Annotated in this window: 16 protein-coding genes; 9 read left to right on the top strand and 7 right to left on the bottom strand. The window is 71.6% G+C overall.

Translation table 11 applies throughout. The annotated features are described in order from the left end of the window. Nucleotides 1–129: 129 nt before the first annotated feature. The 3 genes from AC5PYY_RS00820 to AC5PYY_RS00810 are packed head-to-tail and all read right to left on the bottom strand — an operon-like array spanning nucleotide 130 to nucleotide 3895. Complete coding sequence (locus AC5PYY_RS00820; protein ID WP_493897946.1) at nucleotides 130–1647, bottom strand: S1C family serine protease; 1518 nt, start codon at nucleotides 1645–1647, stop codon at nucleotides 130–132. A gap of 44 nt (nucleotides 1648–1691) precedes the next feature. Further along, nucleotides 1692–3164, bottom strand: a complete 1473-nt coding sequence (locus AC5PYY_RS00815; protein WP_493897945.1) for a sensor histidine kinase — start codon at nucleotides 3162–3164, stop codon at nucleotides 1692–1694. Nucleotides 3165–3187: 23 nt separating this feature from the next. Continuing rightward, nucleotides 3188–3895, bottom strand: a complete 708-nt coding sequence (locus tag AC5PYY_RS00810) for a response regulator transcription factor (RefSeq protein WP_493897944.1) — start codon at nucleotides 3893–3895, stop codon at nucleotides 3188–3190. A gap of 105 nt (nucleotides 3896–4000) precedes the next feature. Between AC5PYY_RS00810 and AC5PYY_RS00805 the strand changes: the two genes are divergently transcribed. From AC5PYY_RS00805 to AC5PYY_RS00780, 6 genes are all read left to right on the top strand, one after another. After that, complete coding sequence (locus AC5PYY_RS00805) at nucleotides 4001–4231, top strand: lactococcin 972 family bacteriocin (RefSeq protein WP_493897943.1); 231 nt, start codon at nucleotides 4001–4003, stop codon at nucleotides 4229–4231. 62 nt (nucleotides 4232–4293) lie between these two features. Next, nucleotides 4294–5112: a hypothetical protein gene (locus AC5PYY_RS00800; protein WP_493897942.1), complete on the top strand. Its 819-nt coding sequence runs from the start codon at nucleotides 4294–4296 to the stop codon at nucleotides 5110–5112. Between the two features lie 121 nt (nucleotides 5113–5233). Beyond that, nucleotides 5234–6757: an IS21 family transposase gene (gene istA / locus AC5PYY_RS00795; RefSeq protein ID WP_493896385.1), complete on the top strand. Its 1524-nt coding sequence runs from the start codon at nucleotides 5234–5236 to the stop codon at nucleotides 6755–6757. Continuing rightward, nucleotides 6754–7533 carry an IS21-like element helper ATPase IstB gene (gene istB / locus AC5PYY_RS00790; RefSeq protein WP_493896384.1) on the top strand — a complete coding sequence of 260 codons (780 nt, stop codon included), beginning with the start codon at nucleotides 6754–6756 and terminating at the stop codon, nucleotides 7531–7533. The genes istA and istB overlap by 4 nt, the downstream gene beginning before the upstream one ends. A 188-nt stretch (nucleotides 7534–7721) precedes the next feature. Continuing rightward, nucleotides 7722–8735: a hypothetical protein gene (locus AC5PYY_RS00785; protein ID WP_493897941.1), complete on the top strand. Its 1014-nt coding sequence runs from the start codon at nucleotides 7722–7724 to the stop codon at nucleotides 8733–8735. 11 nt (nucleotides 8736–8746) lie between these two features. Then, nucleotides 8747–9427 (top strand): ABC transporter ATP-binding protein, encoded by a 681-nt coding sequence (locus AC5PYY_RS00780; protein ID WP_493897940.1) that lies wholly within the window; start codon nucleotides 8747–8749, stop codon nucleotides 9425–9427. Here AC5PYY_RS00780 and AC5PYY_RS00775 read toward each other — a convergent pair. Then, nucleotides 9373–11052, bottom strand: coding sequence for a DNA repair helicase XPB (locus tag AC5PYY_RS00775; protein ID WP_493897939.1), 1680 nt, complete (start codon nucleotides 11050–11052; stop codon nucleotides 9373–9375). The genes AC5PYY_RS00780 and AC5PYY_RS00775 overlap by 55 nt on opposite strands. 123 nt (nucleotides 11053–11175) lie before the next feature. Beyond that, complete coding sequence (locus AC5PYY_RS00770; RefSeq protein ID WP_493897938.1) at nucleotides 11176–11337, bottom strand: hypothetical protein; 162 nt, start codon at nucleotides 11335–11337, stop codon at nucleotides 11176–11178. 69 nt (nucleotides 11338–11406) lie between these two features. Between AC5PYY_RS00770 and AC5PYY_RS00765 the strand changes: the two genes are divergently transcribed. The 3 genes from AC5PYY_RS00765 to AC5PYY_RS00755 all read left to right on the top strand — a co-directional run bounded on the left by AC5PYY_RS00765 (nucleotide 11407) and on the right by AC5PYY_RS00755 (nucleotide 15557). Then, a complete protein-coding gene (locus tag AC5PYY_RS00765) occupies nucleotides 11407–12357 on the top strand; it encodes a hydroxymethylglutaryl-CoA lyase (RefSeq protein ID WP_493897937.1) in 951 nt (316 codons plus the stop codon). A gap of 385 nt (nucleotides 12358–12742) precedes the next feature. Further along, nucleotides 12743–13459 (top strand): GPP34 family phosphoprotein, encoded by a 717-nt coding sequence (locus AC5PYY_RS00760; RefSeq protein WP_493897936.1) that lies wholly within the window; start codon nucleotides 12743–12745, stop codon nucleotides 13457–13459. Nucleotides 13460–13562: 103 nt separating this feature from the next. Continuing rightward, nucleotides 13563–15557: a M13 family metallopeptidase gene (locus tag AC5PYY_RS00755; RefSeq protein WP_493897935.1), complete on the top strand. Its 1995-nt coding sequence runs from the start codon at nucleotides 13563–13565 to the stop codon at nucleotides 15555–15557. 106 nt (nucleotides 15558–15663) lie between these two features. Here the strand turns inward: AC5PYY_RS00755 and AC5PYY_RS00750 are convergent, their stop codons facing one another. Next, nucleotides 15664–17922, bottom strand: a complete 2259-nt coding sequence (locus tag AC5PYY_RS00750; protein ID WP_493897934.1) for a helicase-associated domain-containing protein — start codon at nucleotides 17920–17922, stop codon at nucleotides 15664–15666. Next, nucleotides 17915–19414, bottom strand: a complete 1500-nt coding sequence (locus AC5PYY_RS00745) for a gluconokinase (protein ID WP_493897933.1) — start codon at nucleotides 19412–19414, stop codon at nucleotides 17915–17917. Before AC5PYY_RS00745 ends, AC5PYY_RS00750 begins: the two co-directional genes overlap by 8 nt. Nucleotides 19415–19480 lie beyond the last annotated feature (66 nt).

The raw sequence follows: 19480 nt of genomic DNA, 5'->3' as shown, positions 1-19480 counted from the left end.
AACCTGAGCCAAGACGCCCGCCGTGCACCAGGGGTATATGCCCTGCGCACCGCAGACTTCTTTGCTCAGGTCGGCCGCACGCGGGGGATGCGGCCCTGAGGTCAGGACCGACGGTCCGGTCAGGACCCCTCAGCCCAGCTCGTCCGGGCGGGTAGTCAGGGTGACCGTGACCTCGGTCTCCTCGCCGCCGCGGATGTAGCCGATGACCGCCTCGTCGCCGGCGCCGCGCTCGCGGACCTGGCCGACGAGGGCCGTCGCGCTCGAGACCGGCTCGCCGTCGATGCTGACGATGAGGTCGCCCGCCTGCAGGCCGGCGGCCTCGGCGGGGGAGTCGGCCTCCACCTGGGTGATCGTCGCGCCGGAGCGCACCGCGCCCTCGACCTCGGCCTGGGCGTCGTCGAGGCCCACGCCGAGGAAGGCGTGCGTCGCGGTGCCCGACTCGATGAGCTGGTCGGCGATGAGCTCGACCTTGCTCGACGGGATGGCGAAGCCGATGCCGATCGAGCCGCTCTGACCGCCCATGCCCGAGGAGAGCGAGGCGATCGAGGAGTTGATGCCCACGAGCTCGCCGGCGGCGTTGACCAGCGCGCCGCCGGAGTTGCCCGGGTTGATGGCGGCCGAGGTCTGGATGGCGTTGGTGACGACGGCGGAGGCCTGGGCACCCGGGGTCGTCGAGCTGCTCTGGGTCGTGACCGGGCGGTCCAGGGCGCTGACGATGCCGGTGGTGACCGTGCCGGACAGGCCCAGCGGGTTGCCGACGGCCATGACGGGGTCACCGACGCCCAGCGCGGAGTCGTCGCCGACCGCGATCGGCGTCAGGTCCTCCGGGACCGTGCTGAGCTGGAGCACCGCGAGGTCGCTGGAGACGTCCGACCCGACGACGCTCGCCTCGTAGGAGCGCCCGTCCGGCAGCGTGACCTGCACCTGATCGGCGCCCTCGACGACGTGCGCGTTGGTGACGATGTGCCCTTCGCTGTCCCACACCACGCCCGATCCGGAGCCCTCGCCGCCCATCGCCGCGACCGCGATGGAGACCGTGCTCGGGCCCACCGCCTCGGCGACCGAGGCCCAGTCCTGCTCGCCCTGCAGCGACACCGGGGTGCCCTCGACGTCGCCCGACGCGTCGGCGGACGCCTCGTCGGACGCGGAATCCCCGGCTGCGGTGTCCTCGGTCCCGGCCGTCGCCTGGTCGTGGGTCAGCTCGAAGGCCGCGTAGGTGCCGCCCGCGGCCAGCAGCGCCGACAGCACGCTGGCCACCGCGATGTCGCCCACCCGCCGACGCGGCCGCTCGGGCCGCTGCGGTCCCCTGGCATCGCCGAGATCAGCGGCGCCGTATGCCGTGTCGTCCGGCGGTGCGGTGTCGCCGGTGCCGTATGCCGTGTCGCCCCCCGGTGCCGTGGCACCGGCGGCTGAGGGCGTGGAGACCGCCTCGGGCTGGTCCGGCTGGCCTCGATGCAACCGGGTGGTCCGGTCGTCGTGGATCGGGCCGGTGGCGTCCGGGTCGGCCGCCCCCGCGTCCGGGTCGGCCGCCCCCGCGTCCGGGTCGGCCGCCCACGTGTCGGGGCCGGCCGCATACCCGTCGAGGTCGGCGCGGCCGGGGTCAGGGGCAGCGGGGTCGCGGTCGGGGTCGTGGTGCGGCGTCGTCATGGTCCTAGGACACCAGGCCCAGGTCGGTGCAGCCTGGGTCCTGGCTATGAGTTTCCTGGACGTGCGGCGGGGAGCTCGACCCGGAAGGTCGCGCCGCCGCCCGGCGTCGTGGCGTGCCGCACCGTGCCCTGGTGCCGTCCGACGATGGCGGCGACGATGGCCAGGCCCAGGCCGGTGCCGCCCGAGGCCCGGCTGCGCGACTTGTCGGCGCGGTAGAAGCGCTCGAAGACCCGCTCGGCCACGTCGGGGTCGAGCCCGGTGCCGTGGTCGCGCACCTTGACCACGACCGTGTCGCCGCGCCGGCCCAGCGCCACCTCGACCGGCGTGGCCGGCGGGGTGTGCGCCAGCGCGTTGGCCACGAGGTTGGTGAGCACCTGGCGCAGCGCACCGTCCTCACCGACGACGACCGGGGCGCCACCGTCCGAGCCGTCCCAGGGCACCAGCTCGACCGACCGGTCCGGGGCGCGCACGCTCGCGTCCTGCACGACGTCCGAGGCCAGCACCGTGAGGTCGACCCGGGTGGGCGACATCTCGGGCTGGGAGTCCCACCGGGTGAGGGTGAGCAGGTCCTCGACCAGCCGGGTCATCCGGGTCGCCTCGTCCTCGATGCGGCGCATCGCCCCCGAGACGTCGTCGGGATCGGTCATCGCGCCGAACCGGTGGAGCTCGGCATACCCCTTGACGGTGGCGAGCGGCGTGCGCAGCTCGTGCGAGGCGTCCGCGACGAAGTCGCGCATCCGCTGCTCGGACGCCTCGCGCACCGCGAAGGAGTGCTCGATGCGGGCGAGCATCTGGTTGAGCGACTCCGAGAGCGACCCGACCTCGTCCTGGGCGCCGTGCGGCGGCAGGCGTCGGGTGAGGTCGCCGGCGGCGATGGCGGCCGCGGTGTCCTCGATCCGGGTCAGCGGGCGGAAGGCGCGGCGCACCGCGAACCAGCCGAGGATCCCCACGACGAGCATGGTGACCAGGCCGATGACGATGGTGAGGAAGGCGAGCTGCCGGGTGGTGCTCTCGACGCCGTCGAGCGGCACGGCGAGCGCGAAGGTGCCGGTGATCAGGCCCTGGTCGTTGCGCAACGGCTTGGCCAGGATTCGCCAGCTCCCCGCGCCCTCGGCGCTGCCGATGGTGAAGGGGGTGCCGAGACGGTCGTCGTCGAGGTCCACCCGGACGAGGGCCGGAGAGTCCGTCATGTCGCGGGCGGTGATGTCGACCGGCCGCGCCCTCGGGTCGAGCGGCGTGACGAGGATGTAGTTGATGTAGGAGTTGGGCGCCAGCCACAGGTCGGCGTCCGGGTCCTCGATCAGCTGCTCGGAGAACTGCTCGGCGACCGGGTCGATGTAGGCGCGCAGGTCGGCGTCGACCCGGTCCACCAGATAGCCGCGCAGCATGGTGATCGTCACTGATGTGGTGAGCAGGTATGCCGCGAGCATGAGCAGCACGAGCACCGTCACCAGGCGTCGGGTCAGGGAGAGCTGGTGGAGCTTGTGGTAGGCCGCCCGGCGGAGCTGGTCGATCACGAGGGAGAGGGCGAAGGGTCGGGTCAGCGCGGTGCGCGCAGGACGTAGCCGACGCCGCGCTTGGTGTGGATGAGCGGCTCGCCGACGACGTCGATCTTGCGGCGCAGGTAGGAGATGTAGGACTCCACGATGTTCATCTCGCCGCGGAAGTCGTAGTCCCAGACGTGGTCGAGGATCTGGCTCTTGGACAGGACCCGGCCGGGGTTGAGCATGAGATAGCGCAGCAGCTTGAACTCGGTGGGGGAGACCTCGATGACCTTGCCCCCGCGGCGCACCTCGTGGCTGTCCTCGTCGAGCTCGAGGTCGGCGACCCGCAGCAGGTGGTCGTCCTCGTCCTCGACGACCCGGGTGCGGCGCAGGACGGCGCGGATGCGGGCGACGACCTCTTCGAGGCTGAACGGCTTGGTGACGTAGTCGTCGCCACCGACCGTCAGGCCCTTGATCTTGTCGTCGAGGGCGTCCTTGGCGGTGAGGAAGACGATCGGCAGGTCCAGGCCCCGGTCGCGCAGGGTGCGGGTGACGGTGAAGCCGTCCATGTCCGGGAGCATGATGTCCAGGACGGCGAGGTCGAAGTCGTGCTCCCCGGAGAGCTGCAGTGCGCTACGGCCGTCCGGGGCGGCGTGCACTGCGAAGCCGGCGAAGCGCAGGCTCGTGGTGAGCAGCTCCCGGATGTTGGTCTCGTCCTCGACCACCAGCAGGGTGGCCTCCGGTTCGGTCGCAGTGGCACTCATGGTGAACACAGTGGTCATGTTGGCTGAGAATATACTGGGAGTAATCTGGGTGTTGCGGAACAAGGACCTGGACGCTTTGTCGTGGTTGCGTCAACTCTGAGGCACATGGTTGTGCCGTTCCCCCCGGGGGGGCTATGTTGCGGTTACAGTTGGCAGAAAGCCGTGTCTCGGTACAACCATCCGTCGCAGTGTCACGGGTCTACTGTCACAGACCCGAATGGTGCCGAGAGCAGGAGCATCCAGACGGCTGCAGGTAATTTCTCGGAGGCGGGCCTCTGGTGGAGCTGGAATAGGAGTTACTATTACTGGCTCTGCTGGTTCAGCAACACCAACTGAGCGGGGTGCGCGGTGCGGGCGAAAAAGGGTCGCCCGCACCGTGCCGGTCGGAGAGGGAGATCGTGAACAAACTCGTGATAGCGGCCGTTGCTGCTGTAGCAGCACTTCTATGCTACGTGGCAGCGACTTTCATGGCCATTGACGAGCAGTTGCGACCCCTGGGGGCGACTGTCAGCATCAGCGTGGATGTTGGTGATCCGCCACCTGCCAAGCGCGAGTTTGTTGCGACTCTGGAGAGGGTGGCCGCGGACCGCGGCCTGTTCATCGTCAAGCCCGTTGTGGGGGCGGAGTCGCCGGCCAGAGCTAGGGACCTGTTCGTAGCTGGACCGGAGGCACCTGAAGAGCGCAGGGCATTCTCTTGGTATGACGGACGCCTCCGGGGGGATCTAGTCCCACTGACAGACCTGGGCAGCAGTTCCATGGCGGGGAAGATCTACCTGGTCGGGGCGAGCGATGCGGATCTCTCGGAGGTTGAGGATGCCCTCGGCGGCATCGGCGTGGCAGCCACCAGCTATAGCGTCTCAACCCCCACGGTATGGGCGACCGTGCTGCTCGACACCGGGGCGGGTCCGGCCAGCTTAGCGGGCTTGCTACTCCTGGTTCTTACCGTTGCGGCCTGGTCCGCGAGTCGCGCCCGCCGCAGGGCGCTGTTGGTCCTTCACGGTGAGCCGCTGACCCGTGTGGTCCTCTACGAGGGACGTGCCTTCCTGCGTCTTGCAGCGCCGGCCGGTCTGCTGGTCTCGGTCTGCGCCTGGGCACTCCTGCTCGTGCGGCGCGGACCAGAGCACCTGCCTGGCTACCTCGTCATCTCATCGACGTTGGTAGGGGCGCTGGTAGTTGTGTCCATGGCCGTGGCAAAGTCCCCACTGGTGGCCACGTGAGGTCCCCGCTGGTGGCCAAGTAGGAGTCCCCACCCTCTGCTCGTGTCGTCCATGAGCTGAGCCCCTGGACGGTGAACGGTGGCGGTGTCTAGCCAGTCACCGCACCGCCCAGGGAGCTCCATTGAAGAACATGAGGGAAGAGTTGGACATCATCACCGCCTACCAGAAGGTGGGCACCTACCGCGGGGCCGCCGACATCTGCGGCACCACGCACAAGACCGTCAAGCGGGTCGTGGAACGTCACACCGCCGGTCAGGGCCGCCCGGTCAGGGCGCCGCGGCCGGCGAACTACGAGGCCGTGCGCGCGCTCGTGGCCGGGGACGTGAAAGACACCCGGGGCCGGATCAGTGCCAAGCGGCTGCTGCCCAGGGCCCGCGCGGCGGGGTTCACGGGCTCGGCGCGCAACTTCCGCCGCCTCGTCGCCCAGGAGAAGACGCGGTACCGCAGCGAGCACGGACGCCGGCACCGGCCGGCGTCGTGGTCCCCGGGTGAGCACCTGGTCATCGACTGGGGCGTGATCGGCGGCGTGCACGTCTTCGCCGCGGTGCTGGCCTGGTCGCGGTTCCGGTTCGTCCGCCTCGCCGCCGACGAGAAGGCGGCCACGACGATGGCCATGCTGGCCGAGTGCTTCGAGGTCCTCGGCGGCACACCAAGAGTGGTGCTCGCCGACCGGATGGGCTGCCTGAAGGGTGGCGTGGTCGCCAACCGGGTCGTCCCCACGGCTGAGTACGTCCGCTTCGCCACGCACTACCGGTTCCGGCCCGACTTCTGCGAGGCGGCCGACCCGGAGTCCAAGGGCATCGTGGAGAACCTGGTCCGGTACGGCAAGGACGACCTGGCCCTGCCGCTGCTGCTCGAGCACGCCGGCGCCGGTGGCCTGGCCGCCGGCGCCGCGCGGGTCCTGGCCGACCTCGGTGCCGCGAACGAGCGGGCAGCGGCATGGTGCCAGGAGGTCAACGCCGCGGTCCATTCCGAGACCTGCGCGGTCCCGTCCGACCGGTTGGCCACCGAGGTCGACCTGCTCACCGAGCTGCCCTCGCTGCGCCCGGTCATCGGCCCGGCGCCGGTCACCCGCAAGGTCGACAAGCTGTCCACGATCCGCCTCAGCTCGGCCCGGTACTCGGTTCCGACCGCGCTGATCGGCACCCAGGTGGGCGTGCTCGTCGATGGCACCCGGGTGCTCGTCCTGGACCCCGGCACCGGTGAGGTCCACGCCGAGCACCCCCTCGTGGCGCCCGGTGATGCCTCGGTCCTGGACGAGCACTACGGCGGTGCCCGCCCCGCGGCACCGGTGCGGGCGATCCGCCCGCGGTCCGCGGCGGAGAAAGAGTTCTGCGCGCTCGGCCCGGCCGCGCAGGCGTTCATCGCCGGTGCCGCCGGGGCCGGGCACACCCGCCTGGGTCCCGAGCTGGCCGAGCTCAACACCCTGACCGCCGCCCACGGCGAGGCCACGATGGTCGCCGCGCTCGAGCGAGCGACCGCGTTCGGGCGGTGGAAAGCGGCCGACGTCCGCTCGATCCTGGCCGCCGGCACCGGGCTCCCGACCCCGCGCCCGGCCGGGGACGCTCTCGTCCTCGACCTGCCCACGACTGCGGGACGGTCGCTGGCCGAGTACGCCCCGGCACCGAAGGCGGTGTCCTCGTGAGCGCCTCAACCGTGCCGGTGCTGGATGCGGACCTGACCGCGGGGCTGCGCCGGCTCAAGCTGGCCGCGATGCGACAGCTCGCCCCCGAGCTGCTCGTCACGGCCAAGACCCAACGGTGGTCGCCCGAGGAAGTGCTACGGGCACTGGTCGAGGCCGAGATCGCCGCCCGGGACGCCTCCAACGAGCGAGCACGCCTCAAGGCCGCGGCGTTCCCGGTGCTCAAGACGATCGAGGACTTCGACCTGGCCGCCTCCTCGATCCCGGCCCCGACCTGGGCGTACCTGACGTCCCTGGAGTGGGTCCGGGCCAGGGAGAACGTCACGCTCATCGGGCCCGCCGGCACAGGGAAGTCGCACACCCTCATCGCCCTGGGTCACGCCGCCGTCCTCGCCGGCCACCGGGTGCGGTACCTGACCGCGGCCGACCTGGTCGAGACGCTCTACCGCGGCCTGGCCGACAACACCGTCGGCAAGACCATCGAGACCCTGCTACGCAACGACGTCGTCCTCGTCGACGAGATCGGCTTCGCGCCCCTGGACGACACCGGCGCCCAGCTGCTGTTCCGGTTCATCGCCGCCGCCTACGAACGCCGATCCCTCGGCATCGCCTCCCACCACTCCTTCGAGGACTGGGGACGGTTCCTGCCCGAGCACACCACCGCAGTGTCCATGCTCGACCGCCTCCTGCACCACGCCACCACCGTGCTCACCAACGGCCAGTCCTACCGCATGCGCCAAGCACACGCACGCCGAGGAGGTGAGCTGCCCACCCCCTGATCAACCCGCAGAGGGTGGGGACTTCCACCTGGCCAAAACCGGGGACTTCCAACTGGCCGTTGACAGTAGTTGGGGGGGTCTTATCAGCGTCGCTGAGCACACTGCTCAACCTTCCCCGGGCCCAGCACCTGGCCGAACGCAGTGTCCCGCGGCGAGGGCACAAAAGGGCAGCGGACGTCCTCCGATCCTTGACCATTGTGACGGTCGCTCTTGCACTGCCTGCACTGGTGGTCTCGGTCCACGTGCAGCGGCAACAGGCGCGCGGCCTAGAGACCTGGGAGCCGCTGTCGTCCCACGTCGTGACGAGGCTGGGCGGATTATCTATGGAAACCCAGAAGCTTGAGCACGCCGCAGGTGAGGTAATTGCCAGAACTCCGGCCGAGGATTCGGCCCTCAGTTACGTGCTCTTCGAAGAGGATCACGGTTTCTGGCGAGGCGACAACTTCGATGGTCTGGTGATCGTGGACCAGACCTACCTTGAACTTATGAATCTCGAAGGTGACGTGTCCGCTCTTGAGGGTGTCAGTGACGTCACTCGCTCACAGTTGCAAGCATCCTGGGATCTCTGGTCCGAGCGACCATTGCCCACGATGCAGACGGCCGAAGCTGATTCCCGCTTCTTGGGCGGCGCAGGTGCCCAGGAGTTCAGCAATCTGGAGCGCCCACTAGTTCTCGTCGTGCCCGACGTCGAGGTGATGAAGCCAGCGTTTGTCCTCTCGGCAATGTCTACGGGCAACATCCTCTTCGAAGACGCCGGTTCGTTGGCGACGCATATCGCTGATGAGGGATTGGGAAGTTCATTGTTGTCGATCGAACGCGTTGCTGATGTCGCACTGCTACAAGCACAGCAGGCAGAGCGCGCGGCTCTCCTTCGCACCGTTGCGGTTGGGATGCTCGTCACGGCGTGGCTTGTCGCCGCCTCGCTGGGTGCGCGTGTCTACTGGGCCGTTCGCGCGACCAGGCTCACGGTGAACCGGACAGCCGGACGGCCGTGGCTTGCCCTACTCCGAACCCCCATCATTGTTGACGTGGGGATCGCCCTCGCGGCGAGCGCCATACTGCTGCTGTTCCAGGACCACACACCGGTTGTTCTGGTCACCGCGTCGCTACTGCCCTTCATTGCAGGCATGGTGTCTGCCGCGGCTCATCGTGCGGCAGCGCAGGCCCAGGTCATCTCCGTTCTCACGCGAGCATCCAGCTAGGAAGGGACGTCATGAAACTGTCTGCAGACTCCGTTGCCATGTCCGTCGGAGGGCACGTCGCACTGCGAGAGGTCTCGATCCTGGCAAGCCCAGGTGAGATCCTTGCGCTCGCCGGGCCAAGCGGAAGCGGCAAGACGACCGCTTTGCACGTGATGGGCCTCCTGTTGCGTCCCTCGACCGGCACGATGCTGGTGGATGGTGAGGACGCCGGGGGGTGGTCATCACGGCGCAGACTCCGCTTCTGGCGAGATTCGGCCACCTTCGTGTTCCAGGACTATGGCCTCATTCACGAGGACACCGTCCAGGCGAACGTTGAAATCGCTCTGTTGGGGTATCCGCGCCGCGACCGGGCGCAGCGAGCGTGCCGTGCCTTGGGGCGCGTGGGACTGGAGGGTCGCGAAACCGAGCGAGTGGCCGCGCTGAGTGGGGGAGAGAAGCAGCGAGTAAGTCTGGCCAGGGCGATAGCCAAGGAGTCCGCTGTTGTCTTCGCTGACGAGCCGACCGCTTCGCTGGATCAGGAGAACCGGCTGATGGTGCACGAGTTACTGAGGCTTCAGTCCGAACGTGGTGCCACTGTTGTCGTGGCTACTCATGACGAACAGTTGATCGAAGATGCCGACGTTGTGATCGACGTTGGTCAGTCCGACGTCTCGCAGAACCCGGCCAAGTCGTCGGCGTCCACGATCCGGTAGGCATACCCCTGCTCGGCGAGGAAGCGCTGGCGGTGAGCGGCGAACTCCGCGTCCACCGTGTCCCGCGCGACGATCGTGTAGAAGTGCGCGGTCCGCCCGTCGCCCTTGGGCCGTAGCACCCGGCCGAGCCGCTGCGCCTCCTCCTGCCGCGACCCGAAGGTCCCCGACACCTGGATCGCCACGCTCGCCTCGGGCAGGTCGATCGAGAAGTTCGCCACCTTGCTCACCACGAGCAGGCTGATCTCACCTTCGCGAAACTGCCGGAAGAGCTCCTGGCGCTGCGGCACCGTCGTCTCGCCGGTGATGAGCGGCGCGTCCAGCCGCCCGGCGAGCTGCTCGAGCTGGTCCAGATACTGCCCGATGACCAGCGTCGGGGCTCCGGTATGCCGTCGCACCAGCTCGTCGACCACGGCGTCCTTCGCCGGGGCGCACGCCGCGAACCGGTAGCGCTCGTCCGGCTCCGCGACGGCATACGCCATCCGCATCGACTCCGACATCGTCACCCGCACCTCGACGCAGTCGGCGGGCGCGATGTAGCCCTGCGCCTCGATGTCCTTCCACGGCGCGTCATACCGCTTGGGCCCGATGAGCGAGAAGACGTCGGACTCGCGCCCGTCCTCGCGCACCAAAGTGGCGGTCAGCCCGAGCCGGCGCCGCGCCTGCAGGTCGGCGGTCATCCGGAAGATCGGCGCGGGGAGCAGGTGCACCTCGTCGTAGACGATGAGCCCCCAGTCGCGCGCGTCCAGCAGGTCCAGGTGCGGGAAGACACCCTTCCGCTTGAGGGTCAGCACCTGGTAGGTCGCGATCGTCACGGGGCGGATCTCCTTGCGCGACCCGGAGTACTCCCCGATCTCGTCCTCGGTCAGCGAGGTCCGCCGCAGCAGCTCCTCACGCCACTGCCGCGCGCTCACCGTGTTGGTGACGAGGATGAGGGTGGTCGTCGCCGACTTCGCCATCGCGCCCGCACCGACGAGGGTCTTGCCCGCGCCGCAGGGGAGCACGACCACACCCGAGCCGCCGTCCCAGAACCCGTCGACCGCCTGCTGCTGGTAGGGCCGCAGGCTCCAGTCGCTCGTGTCCAGCTCGATCGGGTGCGCCTCGCCGTCGACGTAGCCCGCGAGGTCCTCGGCGGGCCAGCCGACCTTGAGCAGCTCCTGCTTGAGGTGGCCGCGCTCGGACGGGTGGACGAGCACGGTGTCGTCGTCGATCCGGTCGCCGACAAGCGGCTTGATCTTTCTGTGCCGCAACACTTCTGCGAGCACCGCCCGGTCGGTAGTGCGCAGCACGAGACGCGGCTCGTCGGACCCCTCGCCGGAGCCGACGACCTCCTTGGTGAGGGTGAGCCGGCCATACCGCGCCATCGTCTCGGCGACGTCGACGAGCAGCGACTGCGGCACGGGGAAGCGGCTGTGCTCGATGAGGGCGTGCACCACCTGCTCGGCGTCGTGCCCGGCGGCGCGGGCGTTCCACAGGCCGAGCGGGGTGACGCGGTAGGTGTGGACGTGCTCGGGGGCGCGCTCGAGCTCGGCGAAGGGCGCGATGTCGCGCCGCGCCGCCTCGGCGTTCTCGTGGTCGACCTCGAGCAGCAGGGTCTTGTCGGACTGGACGATCAGCGGGCCATTCATCGTGGTCTTAACGGTATGCCGCCCGCCCCGCATTCCGTCCCTGCGCGCCGAGCCAGGCGCGTACGACGCGCTCCCGCGCCTCGGGTGCGTCGAGCTGGATGTGCGGTATACCCACTCCTCACGCTAGTGCTCGAGGAGAGCCGCGAGGACACGCCCCTGGGTGTCCAGCGAGACGTCGCCCCGGTCGGTCATCGAGCCGCCGTAGCCCAGCATGTCGCAGCGATAGGCCGTGGGGCGGCGCTCGACGCGGGTCGAGTCCGGGTGGCCGAGGATGTGCACCGTCACGCCTCCAGTCTTCCGTCTCACGCGATCGTGAGGCCCGGCTGCCGCGACGGCATCTGAGACAGTGAGCCTATGACGGATCCGCAGCCGCGATCTCTGCCGATGGTCGAGCCAGCTCCGGGCTTGCCCGATCGGGTCACGATCTACGAGGTCGGCCCGCGCGACGGGCTGCAGAACGAGAAAACCGTCGTGCCCGTCGAGGTGAAGGCGGAGTTCGTGCGGCGGCTGCTCACCGCGGGGATGAGCACGGTCGAGCTCACCAGCTTCGTGCCGCAGACATGGGTGCCGCAGCTCGGCGACGCCGAGGAGCTGCTGGAGCTGCTTGGGCCCGAAGGTCTGGGGGAGAAGCGGCCCGTGCTCGTGCCCAACGAGCGCGGCCTGGACCGTGCGCTGGAGCGCGGGGTGACCTCGATCGCGATCTTCGGCAGCGCCACCGAGACCTTCGCGCAGAAGAACCTCAACCGCTCCGTCGCCGAGTCGGTCGAGATGTTCGCCCCCGTCGTGAAGCGGGCGCTCGACGGCAACGCCTGGGTGCGGGCCTACGTCTCGATGTGCTTCGGCGACCCGTGGGAGGGCCCGGTCCCGGTCGAGCAGGTCGTCGACGTCTGCCTGCGGCTCATGGATCTCGGCTGCGACCAGCTCTCCCTCGGAGACACGATCGGGGTCGGCACGCCGGGCCACGTCGCCCGGCTGCTCGGCGCCCTCGACGACGCGGGGATCGGCGCCGACCAGACCGCCGTGCACTTCCACGACACCTATGGCCAGGCGCTCGCCAACACCATGACGGCGATCCGGGGCGGGGTCCGCGTCGTCGATGCCTCGACCGGTGGTCTGGGCGGCTGCCCCTACGCCAGGTCGGCGACCGGCAACCTCGCGACCGAGGACCTCGTCTGGGCGCTGGACGGCCTCGGCATCGAGCACGGCGCCGACCTCGACGCGCTCGTCGAGACCAGCACCTGGATGGCCGAGCAGCTCGGCCGCCCCGCGCCCTCGCGGGTCGTGCGCGCGCTCGCCGGCAGCTGAGACCTGGCCGCGGGTTGCGCCCGACCCGAGCGGCCAGAGCGCTCACGCGAACGCTGCAGCCGGTGGCGCGCCCGACCCGATCGGCCGGAGCGTTCACGTGAACGCTGCAGCCGCTTCCGTGCGGCGCGTCGTCGGGACTCTTCAGGTATGCCGTGACGTCCGGTGCCAGTCGCCCCCGCACCGGACGCGCGTTCGTCACGTCCGGTGCGAGTCGGGCGCACGCTGGGCCTGGCTTGCCAGAGCGTTCGCGGCAACGCTGGAGCCCATCGCTAGCCGGTGCGGCGGGTGTCGGCGCGGGCCGACGCCTCACGAGGCTCGGCCACCTCACGGAGGTCGACGTGCAGCTTGCCGCGCCCGACCCCGCCGGACTTCCTAGGATGACGGGATGCTGCTCGCGGAGGAACTGGCCCTGCTGCTCCTCGACGACGACACGGGGGACTGGCTGGTGCACCCGGCTGCGGTGCGGCGCGGGGTGCGGATCGCGTTGGTCGTCGAGCTCCTGGGTCGTCGCCGACTCGCCCTGGAGGAGAGCGGCGAGCTGTCGTCAGACCTGCCGGCCACGACGGGTGGCGACCCGCTGCTGGAGCGGGTGGCCGCAGCGGTCGTGGGGCAGCGTCCGCAGCAGCTGCGGCGGCCGCCTCGCCGGGAGGTCCGCGAGGTCCTGTCCCGGCTGCGCGACCAGGGGGCCCTGCGGCGCGGGAGGGTCCGGCGGGGCCGCCACCTGCCCGGTCCCGCCTCCCGGGAGGGAAGCGTGCGCGACCGGCTGCTCAGGGTGCTGCGCGAGGACCGGCTGGCGGATCGGCCTACCGCGCTGCTCGTCGCCCTGACCTACGAGCTCAACCTCCTCCCGCGGCTCTTCCCCGACGAGGACGTGCCGGCGCTGGTGGAGCGGGCGGCGGCGGTCGAGGCCCAGCTGCGCCGCGACGAGCACTACTTCCCGACCACGCTGAGCCGCGACGCCCGGCGCACCCGCACCGACGCCGGCGACGTTCTCGGCGGGATCGGGGACGCCCTCGACGGGCTGTCGCTGCTCGTCGACGCCGGGCGACTGCTCGGCCTGCCCGTGCGCGTCGCCCTTCGCGTCCTGGGGGAACTGCCCTGACCGCGGCGGTATGCCGTGCCCCTCGCCCCCGGGGGAGCGCCCGCCGCGCGATCGTCCCGGGGGAGGATGAGGGCCCGGTGAGGCGCCGCATACCGTAGGGCGCATGCATGCACCGCGCAGCTCCGGCATCGACCGGGCGACGATGAACCCCGACGTCCGCCCCCAGGACGACCTCTTCGAGCACGTCAACGGAGGGTGGCTCGCCACCGCGCAGATCCCGGAGGACCGCTCGCGCTACGGCTCCTTCGACATGCTCCGGGAGAACGCCGAGGACGCCGTCCGCGAGCTCATCGAGCGGGCGGCCGAGAAGCAGCCCGCCCTCGACACCCCGGCGGGCAAGGTCGGCGCGCTCTACGCCAGCTTCATGGACGAGGGGCGGGTCGAGCAGTTGGGCCTGTCCCCGCTCGCCGAGCCGCTCGCGGACATCGCTGCGGTGAGCGGGGTGGGCGAGCTGACCCGGCTCTCCGGCCGCCTGCAGCGCGAGGGTGTGGAGGGCCTGGTGCACGCCTTCGTCACCGCCGACGCCGGTGACCCCGACAGCTACATCGTCTACCTCCACCAGGGCGCCATCGGCCTGCCCGACGAGGCCTACTACACCGCCGACGAGCACGAGGCGGTCCGGGAGGCCTACCGCAGCTACCTCGGCCGGCTGCTGGAGCTCGCCGCGCCCGCGCTCGCCGATGCCGGTCTCGACGAGGTGCTCGGGGACGACGCGGTCGAGCGGGTCTACGCGCTGGAGGAGCGGATCGCCGCCGCCCACTGGGACCGCGTCGCGGCCCGCGACGCCGTGAAGTCCTACACCCGCCTCACCCGGGCCGAGCTCGCCGAGCGCACGCCGGGCTGGGACTGGGACGCCTGGGTGGAAGGGCTGGGCGTGCCCGAGGGGGCCCTCGACGCCGTCGTCGCGCGTCAGCCGGAGGTGCTCACCGCCGTCGCTGCAGCGCTGACCGAGGTGCCGCTCGCCGACTGGCAGGCCTGGCTGACGGTGCGGCTGCTCGACGGGCTGGCGCCCTACCTCGGCGCCGACCTCGTCGCCGCGCACTTCGCCTTCCACGGCACGGCGCTGTCCGGCACGCCCGCCAACAAGCCGCGGTGGAAGCGCGGCGTCGGCCTGGTCGAGGGCCTGCTGGGGGAGGCCGCCGGCCAGCTCTACGTCGAGGCGCACTTCCCGCCGGCGGCGCGCGAGCGGATGACCGAGCTGGTCGGCCACGTCACCGAGGCCTTCCGCCGCCGCATCGGCGAGCTGGAGTGGATGGGCGAGCAGACGCGCGAGCGCGCGCTGGACAAGCTCGAGGCCTTCCGCCCCAAGATCGGGCACCCGCCCACCTTCCGCGACTACACGGCATACCAGTTGGATCCGGAGGACCTCGTCGGCAACGTGCGGCGCGGCGCGGCCTTCGAGACCGACCGCGAGCTGGGTAAGATCGGCGGCCCCATCGACCGGGACGAGTGGCTCATGACGCCGCAGACGGTCAACGCCTACTACCACCCGATGCTCAACGAGATCGTCTTCCCGGCCGCGATCCTGCAGCCGCCGTTCTTCGACGTCGAGGCGGACGACGCGGTCAACTACGGCGGCATCGGCGCGGTCATCGCGCACGAGATCGGGCACGGCTTCGACGACCAGGGCAGCCGCTACGCCGGTGACGGCTCGCTCACCGACTGGTGGACCGAGGCCGACCGGGAGGCCTTCGACGCGCGCAGCCAGCAGCTCATCGCGCAGTTCGACACGCTGTCGCCGCGCGACATCCCCGGCGAGGAGGCCACGGTCAACGGCGGGCTCACGGTCGGCGAGAACATCGGCGACCTGTGCGGGCTCGAGCTGGCGCACCTCGCCTACGCCATCGCCACCGGCGGGGAGGCGCCCGAGCTGGACGGCTGGACCGGCGAGCAGCGCTTCTTCCTCGGCTGGAGCTCGGTATGGCGCACGGTCGCCCGCGAGGAGGAGGCCCGGCGGCTGCTGTCGATCGACCCGCACGCCCCGGCCGACCTGCGGGCCAACACGGTGCGCAACGTCGACGCCTTCCACGAGGCCTTCGGCACGGAGAAGGGCGACGCCCTCTGGCTCGCGCCGGAGGACCGCGTGCGCGTCTTCTGAGGACTGCCTCCTCAGGTCGCCGTCCCAGAATTCGACCATGGCTTGTTGTGCCCTGGCGCGACAACCCGTGGTCGAATTCGGGGAGCAGCGGCAGGGAATCGGCCGGTCAGTCCGCCGGCCGCACCCGGGTGATCCGGTGCAGCAGGAAGGTCCGAGCGAGGTCGGCGTCACCGACGGTCGCGCGGACCCGCCCACCCTCGACCGCCAGCGGGTGCAACAGGTGGGTGGCGACGCCACCGGCGTCGTCGGCATACCCGATCCAGAGCGCCTGCCCGTCGGCCGCCGCCTCGCGCACGGCCGCGCTGATGACGACCGGGTCGGTCAGGCCCTCTCCCTGGCCGTCCGCCGGGCGCCCGCCGTCGCCGCGGCGCATGACCGCGACGACCTGGGCGGCCACCACCTCGTCCACCCCGCTGACGCGGACCGGGGGTGAGCTGGGCCGCGGCGCGCGACGCTGGCTCGCGGTCGCGAGCTCCAGGCCGCCGTCGCCGCCGTCGGCGACCGGGCCGTACTGCTCCTCGCGCAGCAGGTCCAGCACCGTCGGCGCGGGCACCGGCGTGACCAGGACGGTCGGTGCGATCCGGCGCCACTGCAGCATGCCGAGCGCCCGATCCCGCTCGATCCGGTCCAGCAGCGCCGCATCGTCGCAGCGCAGATAGGCCGCGCACGCCCCCACGCGCGCCAGGCCGTGACGTCGCGAGACGTCGCGCACGAGGTAGTCCAGCGGCTGCGGCACACCCGTCCGCGAGACCGCCGCCAGCTCCTCCAGCACCCGGTCGGCCGTCCAGCCCAGGTCCAGCGCCCGCCGCACGCTCTCCTCGGAGAAGCGGTGCACGGTCGCCCCGCCGCGTGACTCGACATCGCTGACCAGGCGCATGAGGCTGCGCGCGGCGCCGTCGAGCCGCCCCGGGGCGATCGCGGTGAGGTCGGCCTGCAGCAGCACGTGGTCCACCGCCGGTGGCACCAGCGGCTCCATGAGCGTCGCTGGCGTCCCGACTCCCTCGGCGTGCTCCCGGTCCTCGACCACGGCCCGGCCGGGTGTGGACAGCGCGCCGCGGCCGGTCACGCCGGCCCACTCGGCCTCCCGCAGCGCGGTGGGTGCGCCCACGCCGTGGTCTCCCTGCGCGCGCGCCGCTCGCAGCGGGTGGCGCCAGCGCAGTAGCCCGCCCAGCGCCTCGGCCGTCGCGGCGGCGCCGGGGGTCAGGCTGGCCAGCGCACGCAGCGTGTCGTGGCGCCGCTGCCGCCCCAGGGGGTATGACGTCGCGGTCGACAGCGCGTTGACGCGACCCTGCTCGGTCGAACCCACGAGGGCGGGGGCCGCGGACATCCCCCACCACGCGGTGGCGAGCACCGCCCACCGGGCGCCGGCGTCGTCCTCCAGCCAGGCGTCGGCCGTGGTCGTCGGCGCCCAGACCGGCTGGGCGTCGGCCCGGTGCCCGCCGTCGTCGACGGCCAGCAGCCCGGCCGCGTGGGCGACCTCGAGCAGCCAGGCGGTCTCCTCCTCGCCGGTCTCCAGGTGTGCCGCGAGCCGGGTGAGGTCGCGGGCAGCGAGGCCACCGGCCCGCAGCACGCGGGGCGGGCGGACGCCCCAGGTGTCGACGACCTCGGTCACGAGCACGAGCAGGTCGCCCGCCCGTCCGCCGGCCGCCGCGTCGACCACCTCCTGGTCCACGTCGGCATGCTCGATCTCGGGCGGCTCGACCGCGCTCTGGCGATGCAGCCGACCACCGCGCAGCTCCAGCGCCACCTGACGGGGGAGGACCACGTGCGCCTCGTCCTCACGCAGCAGCAACCCGGCCGCGACGAGCTCCTCGGCGGCGCGACCGACCGCAGAGCCACCGGCGCCGCCCGTCGGGCTCGCCACCGCGCCGCGGGCAGGCCCCCACGTGAGCGCGTCGAGCAGGCTGCGGTGCCGATCCTCCAGGCCCGAGAGGGCCCTACCCAGGTCCGTGCCCTCCGGCACGTCGGCGCCTTCGGGCCCCAGCCCACCGGGGGAGCCGACGACCTCGGCCACCGCGCGCGCGGGCCGCATACCCTCCGGCGAGCGCCAGGCGAGCGCGAGGTCGTGCAGGTCGTCCAGCAGCAGCGCCGCGGTGTCGTCGGAGCATCCGAGCAGGGTGGCCACCTGCTGGTCGCCCGCCGGTGCGGCCACGACGAGCGCCTCCAGGGCCTGCAGGTGAGCCAGGTCGAGCGAGTCCAGGGCGCGCTGCACGCTGGCCCGGGTGGTGGCCCGGGCGGCGAGGGCGCTCAGGTCGGCGGGAGCGGGGCGGGCCAGGTCGGGGCGGGCCCGCAGCAGCGCGGCGAGCGCCGCGTCGTCGCGCCCGCGCAGGTCGTCGGCCAGCGACCGGGCCGTGGCCTCAGCCAAAGAGTGCCTCGTAGACCTGCTGGAAGCGCCCGAAGCGCTCGGTGTAGTACGGGCGCCGGGCGTAGTCCGGCGTCAGCGTGGGGCCGCGATCCGGCTTGGCCCGCCGCACGTCGGGGGCGAGCGTCTCCAGGGCCAGCAGGGCGGTGCCGTGCAGCGTGGAGCGCTTGATCGTCACCGGGGTGACCGGGGTGCGCATGGCATCGGCCATGATCTGCATGAGCTCGGGCCGGTCGGCGGCGATGCCGCCTCCGGCGTAGAGCTTCTCCGGCTGCGGGGCCACCTCGCGCAGCTGGCTGGCGATCCGGGCGTAGGACAGCGCGATGCCCTCCACGACCCCGCGGTAGACCTCGGCCGGCGCCGAGGCGGCGGTCACGCCTGTCACCACGGCGCGGGCGTCGGCGGCCCAGCCGGTGCTGCGCTCGCCGCTGAAGAAGGGCAGCACCAGGGGCGTGGTCTCGTGCGGCTCCGCGGTGAGCGCGTCCGAGAGCGCCTCCGGCCCCACCTGGTCCACGGCCAGCGTGACGTCGGCCCAGGCCAGCGCCCGGCCCACGTCGTTGAGCGCCCCGCCGAGCAGCGCTCGATCGTGGGAGACGCGGTAGCACCACAGGCCCGGCGGCAGCGTCTCGGGCATCTCCCGCACGAGCACCCGCAGCGCGCCGGAGGTGGCGCACGAGGCGCCGATCGCGGTCTCGTCGTGGGCGCCGAGGCCGACGTTGGCGGCCAACCCGTCGGTGATGGGCGCGAACCAGCTGGCCTCCGCGAGGGCCGGCCACTTCTTCGCGATCTTCGCGGCCTCCTTCTCGGCCACCGGCACCGGCTCGTCGAGGTGGTGGATCGGCGGCAGCTGGTCCATACCGATGCCGCTGATCTCGACCAGCTCGGGATACCACTCGGCCGTGTGCCGGTCGATCAGGCCGGTCCACGAGGCGGTCGACGTCCCGGTCGCGAAGGTGCCGGTGAGCCGGCCCATCACGTAGTCGCCGAGGGACAGGTAGGTCGCGGCCTGCTTGACCACGTCGGGGCGCTCCGCAGCCAGCCAGCGCAGCCGTGCCGGCCAGTAGCTCGAGTGCACCCGGGTCCCGGTGCGCTGCTGGAGGTTCTCCTCCGACAGCTCCTCGCGCAGCTCGGTGACCTGCCTCGAGCAGCGACCGTCGGCATACGTGAAGCAGGGGGTCAGCGGCGCACCGTCGGCGTCGACGACGACGAGGCTGGAGGCGAAGGTGTCGAGCGCGACCCCGGCGATCTGCTCCTTCTTCAGCGAGCCGAGCAGCTCGTCGATGAGCCCCTTGACCTCGGTGACCACCTGCTCGGGGTCGATCTCGGAGGTGCCGTCCGCGGCGACGGTGAAGCTGTGCGGCGTCTTGGCGCGCTTGCCGACCGGGCGTCCGGCGGCGTCATAGATCATGCCCCGGCTGGCGGTGGACCCCACGTCGAGCGCGAGGACCAGCGGCGCGACGGCGTCCTTGAGCTCGATGTCGAAGTTCGAGGCCATGAAACCTCACTCTAGGCGCGATCCGGGCAGTGCCGTGCATCGGAGGGGAGCGGGCGTCGGGCCGGG

It is taken from the genome of Serinicoccus sp. JS2-9 (assembly GCF_059025165.1).
Note: the sequence above shows the minus strand (reverse complement) of the source record. Positions and strands in the feature narration are given on the sequence as shown.

Excerpts from the sequence above, each read along its gene's own strand:
- AC5PYY_RS00745 (WP_493897933.1), bottom strand. The coding sequence starts at position 19,414 with ATGGCCTCGAACTTCGACATCGAGCTCAAGGACGCCGTCGCGCCGCTG.
- AC5PYY_RS00775 (WP_493897939.1), bottom strand. The coding sequence starts at position 11,052 with ATGAATGGCCCGCTGATCGTCCAGTCCGACAAGACCCTGCTGCTCGAG.
- AC5PYY_RS00780 (WP_493897940.1), top strand. The coding sequence starts at position 8,747 with ATGAAACTGTCTGCAGACTCCGTTGCCATGTCCGTCGGAGGGCACGTC.
- AC5PYY_RS00760 (WP_493897936.1), top strand. The coding sequence starts at position 12,743 with ATGCTGCTCGCGGAGGAACTGGCCCTGCTGCTCCTCGACGACGACACG.
- AC5PYY_RS00820 (WP_493897946.1), bottom strand. The coding sequence starts at position 1,647 with ATGACGACGCCGCACCACGACCCCGACCGCGACCCCGCTGCCCCTGAC.
- AC5PYY_RS00755 (WP_493897935.1), top strand. The coding sequence starts at position 13,563 with ATGCATGCACCGCGCAGCTCCGGCATCGACCGGGCGACGATGAACCCC.
- AC5PYY_RS00805 (WP_493897943.1), top strand. The coding sequence starts at position 4,001 with ATGGTTGTGCCGTTCCCCCCGGGGGGGCTATGTTGCGGTTACAGTTGG.
- AC5PYY_RS00765 (WP_493897937.1), top strand. The coding sequence starts at position 11,407 with ATGACGGATCCGCAGCCGCGATCTCTGCCGATGGTCGAGCCAGCTCCG.
- AC5PYY_RS00810 (WP_493897944.1), bottom strand. The coding sequence starts at position 3,895 with ATGAGTGCCACTGCGACCGAACCGGAGGCCACCCTGCTGGTGGTCGAG.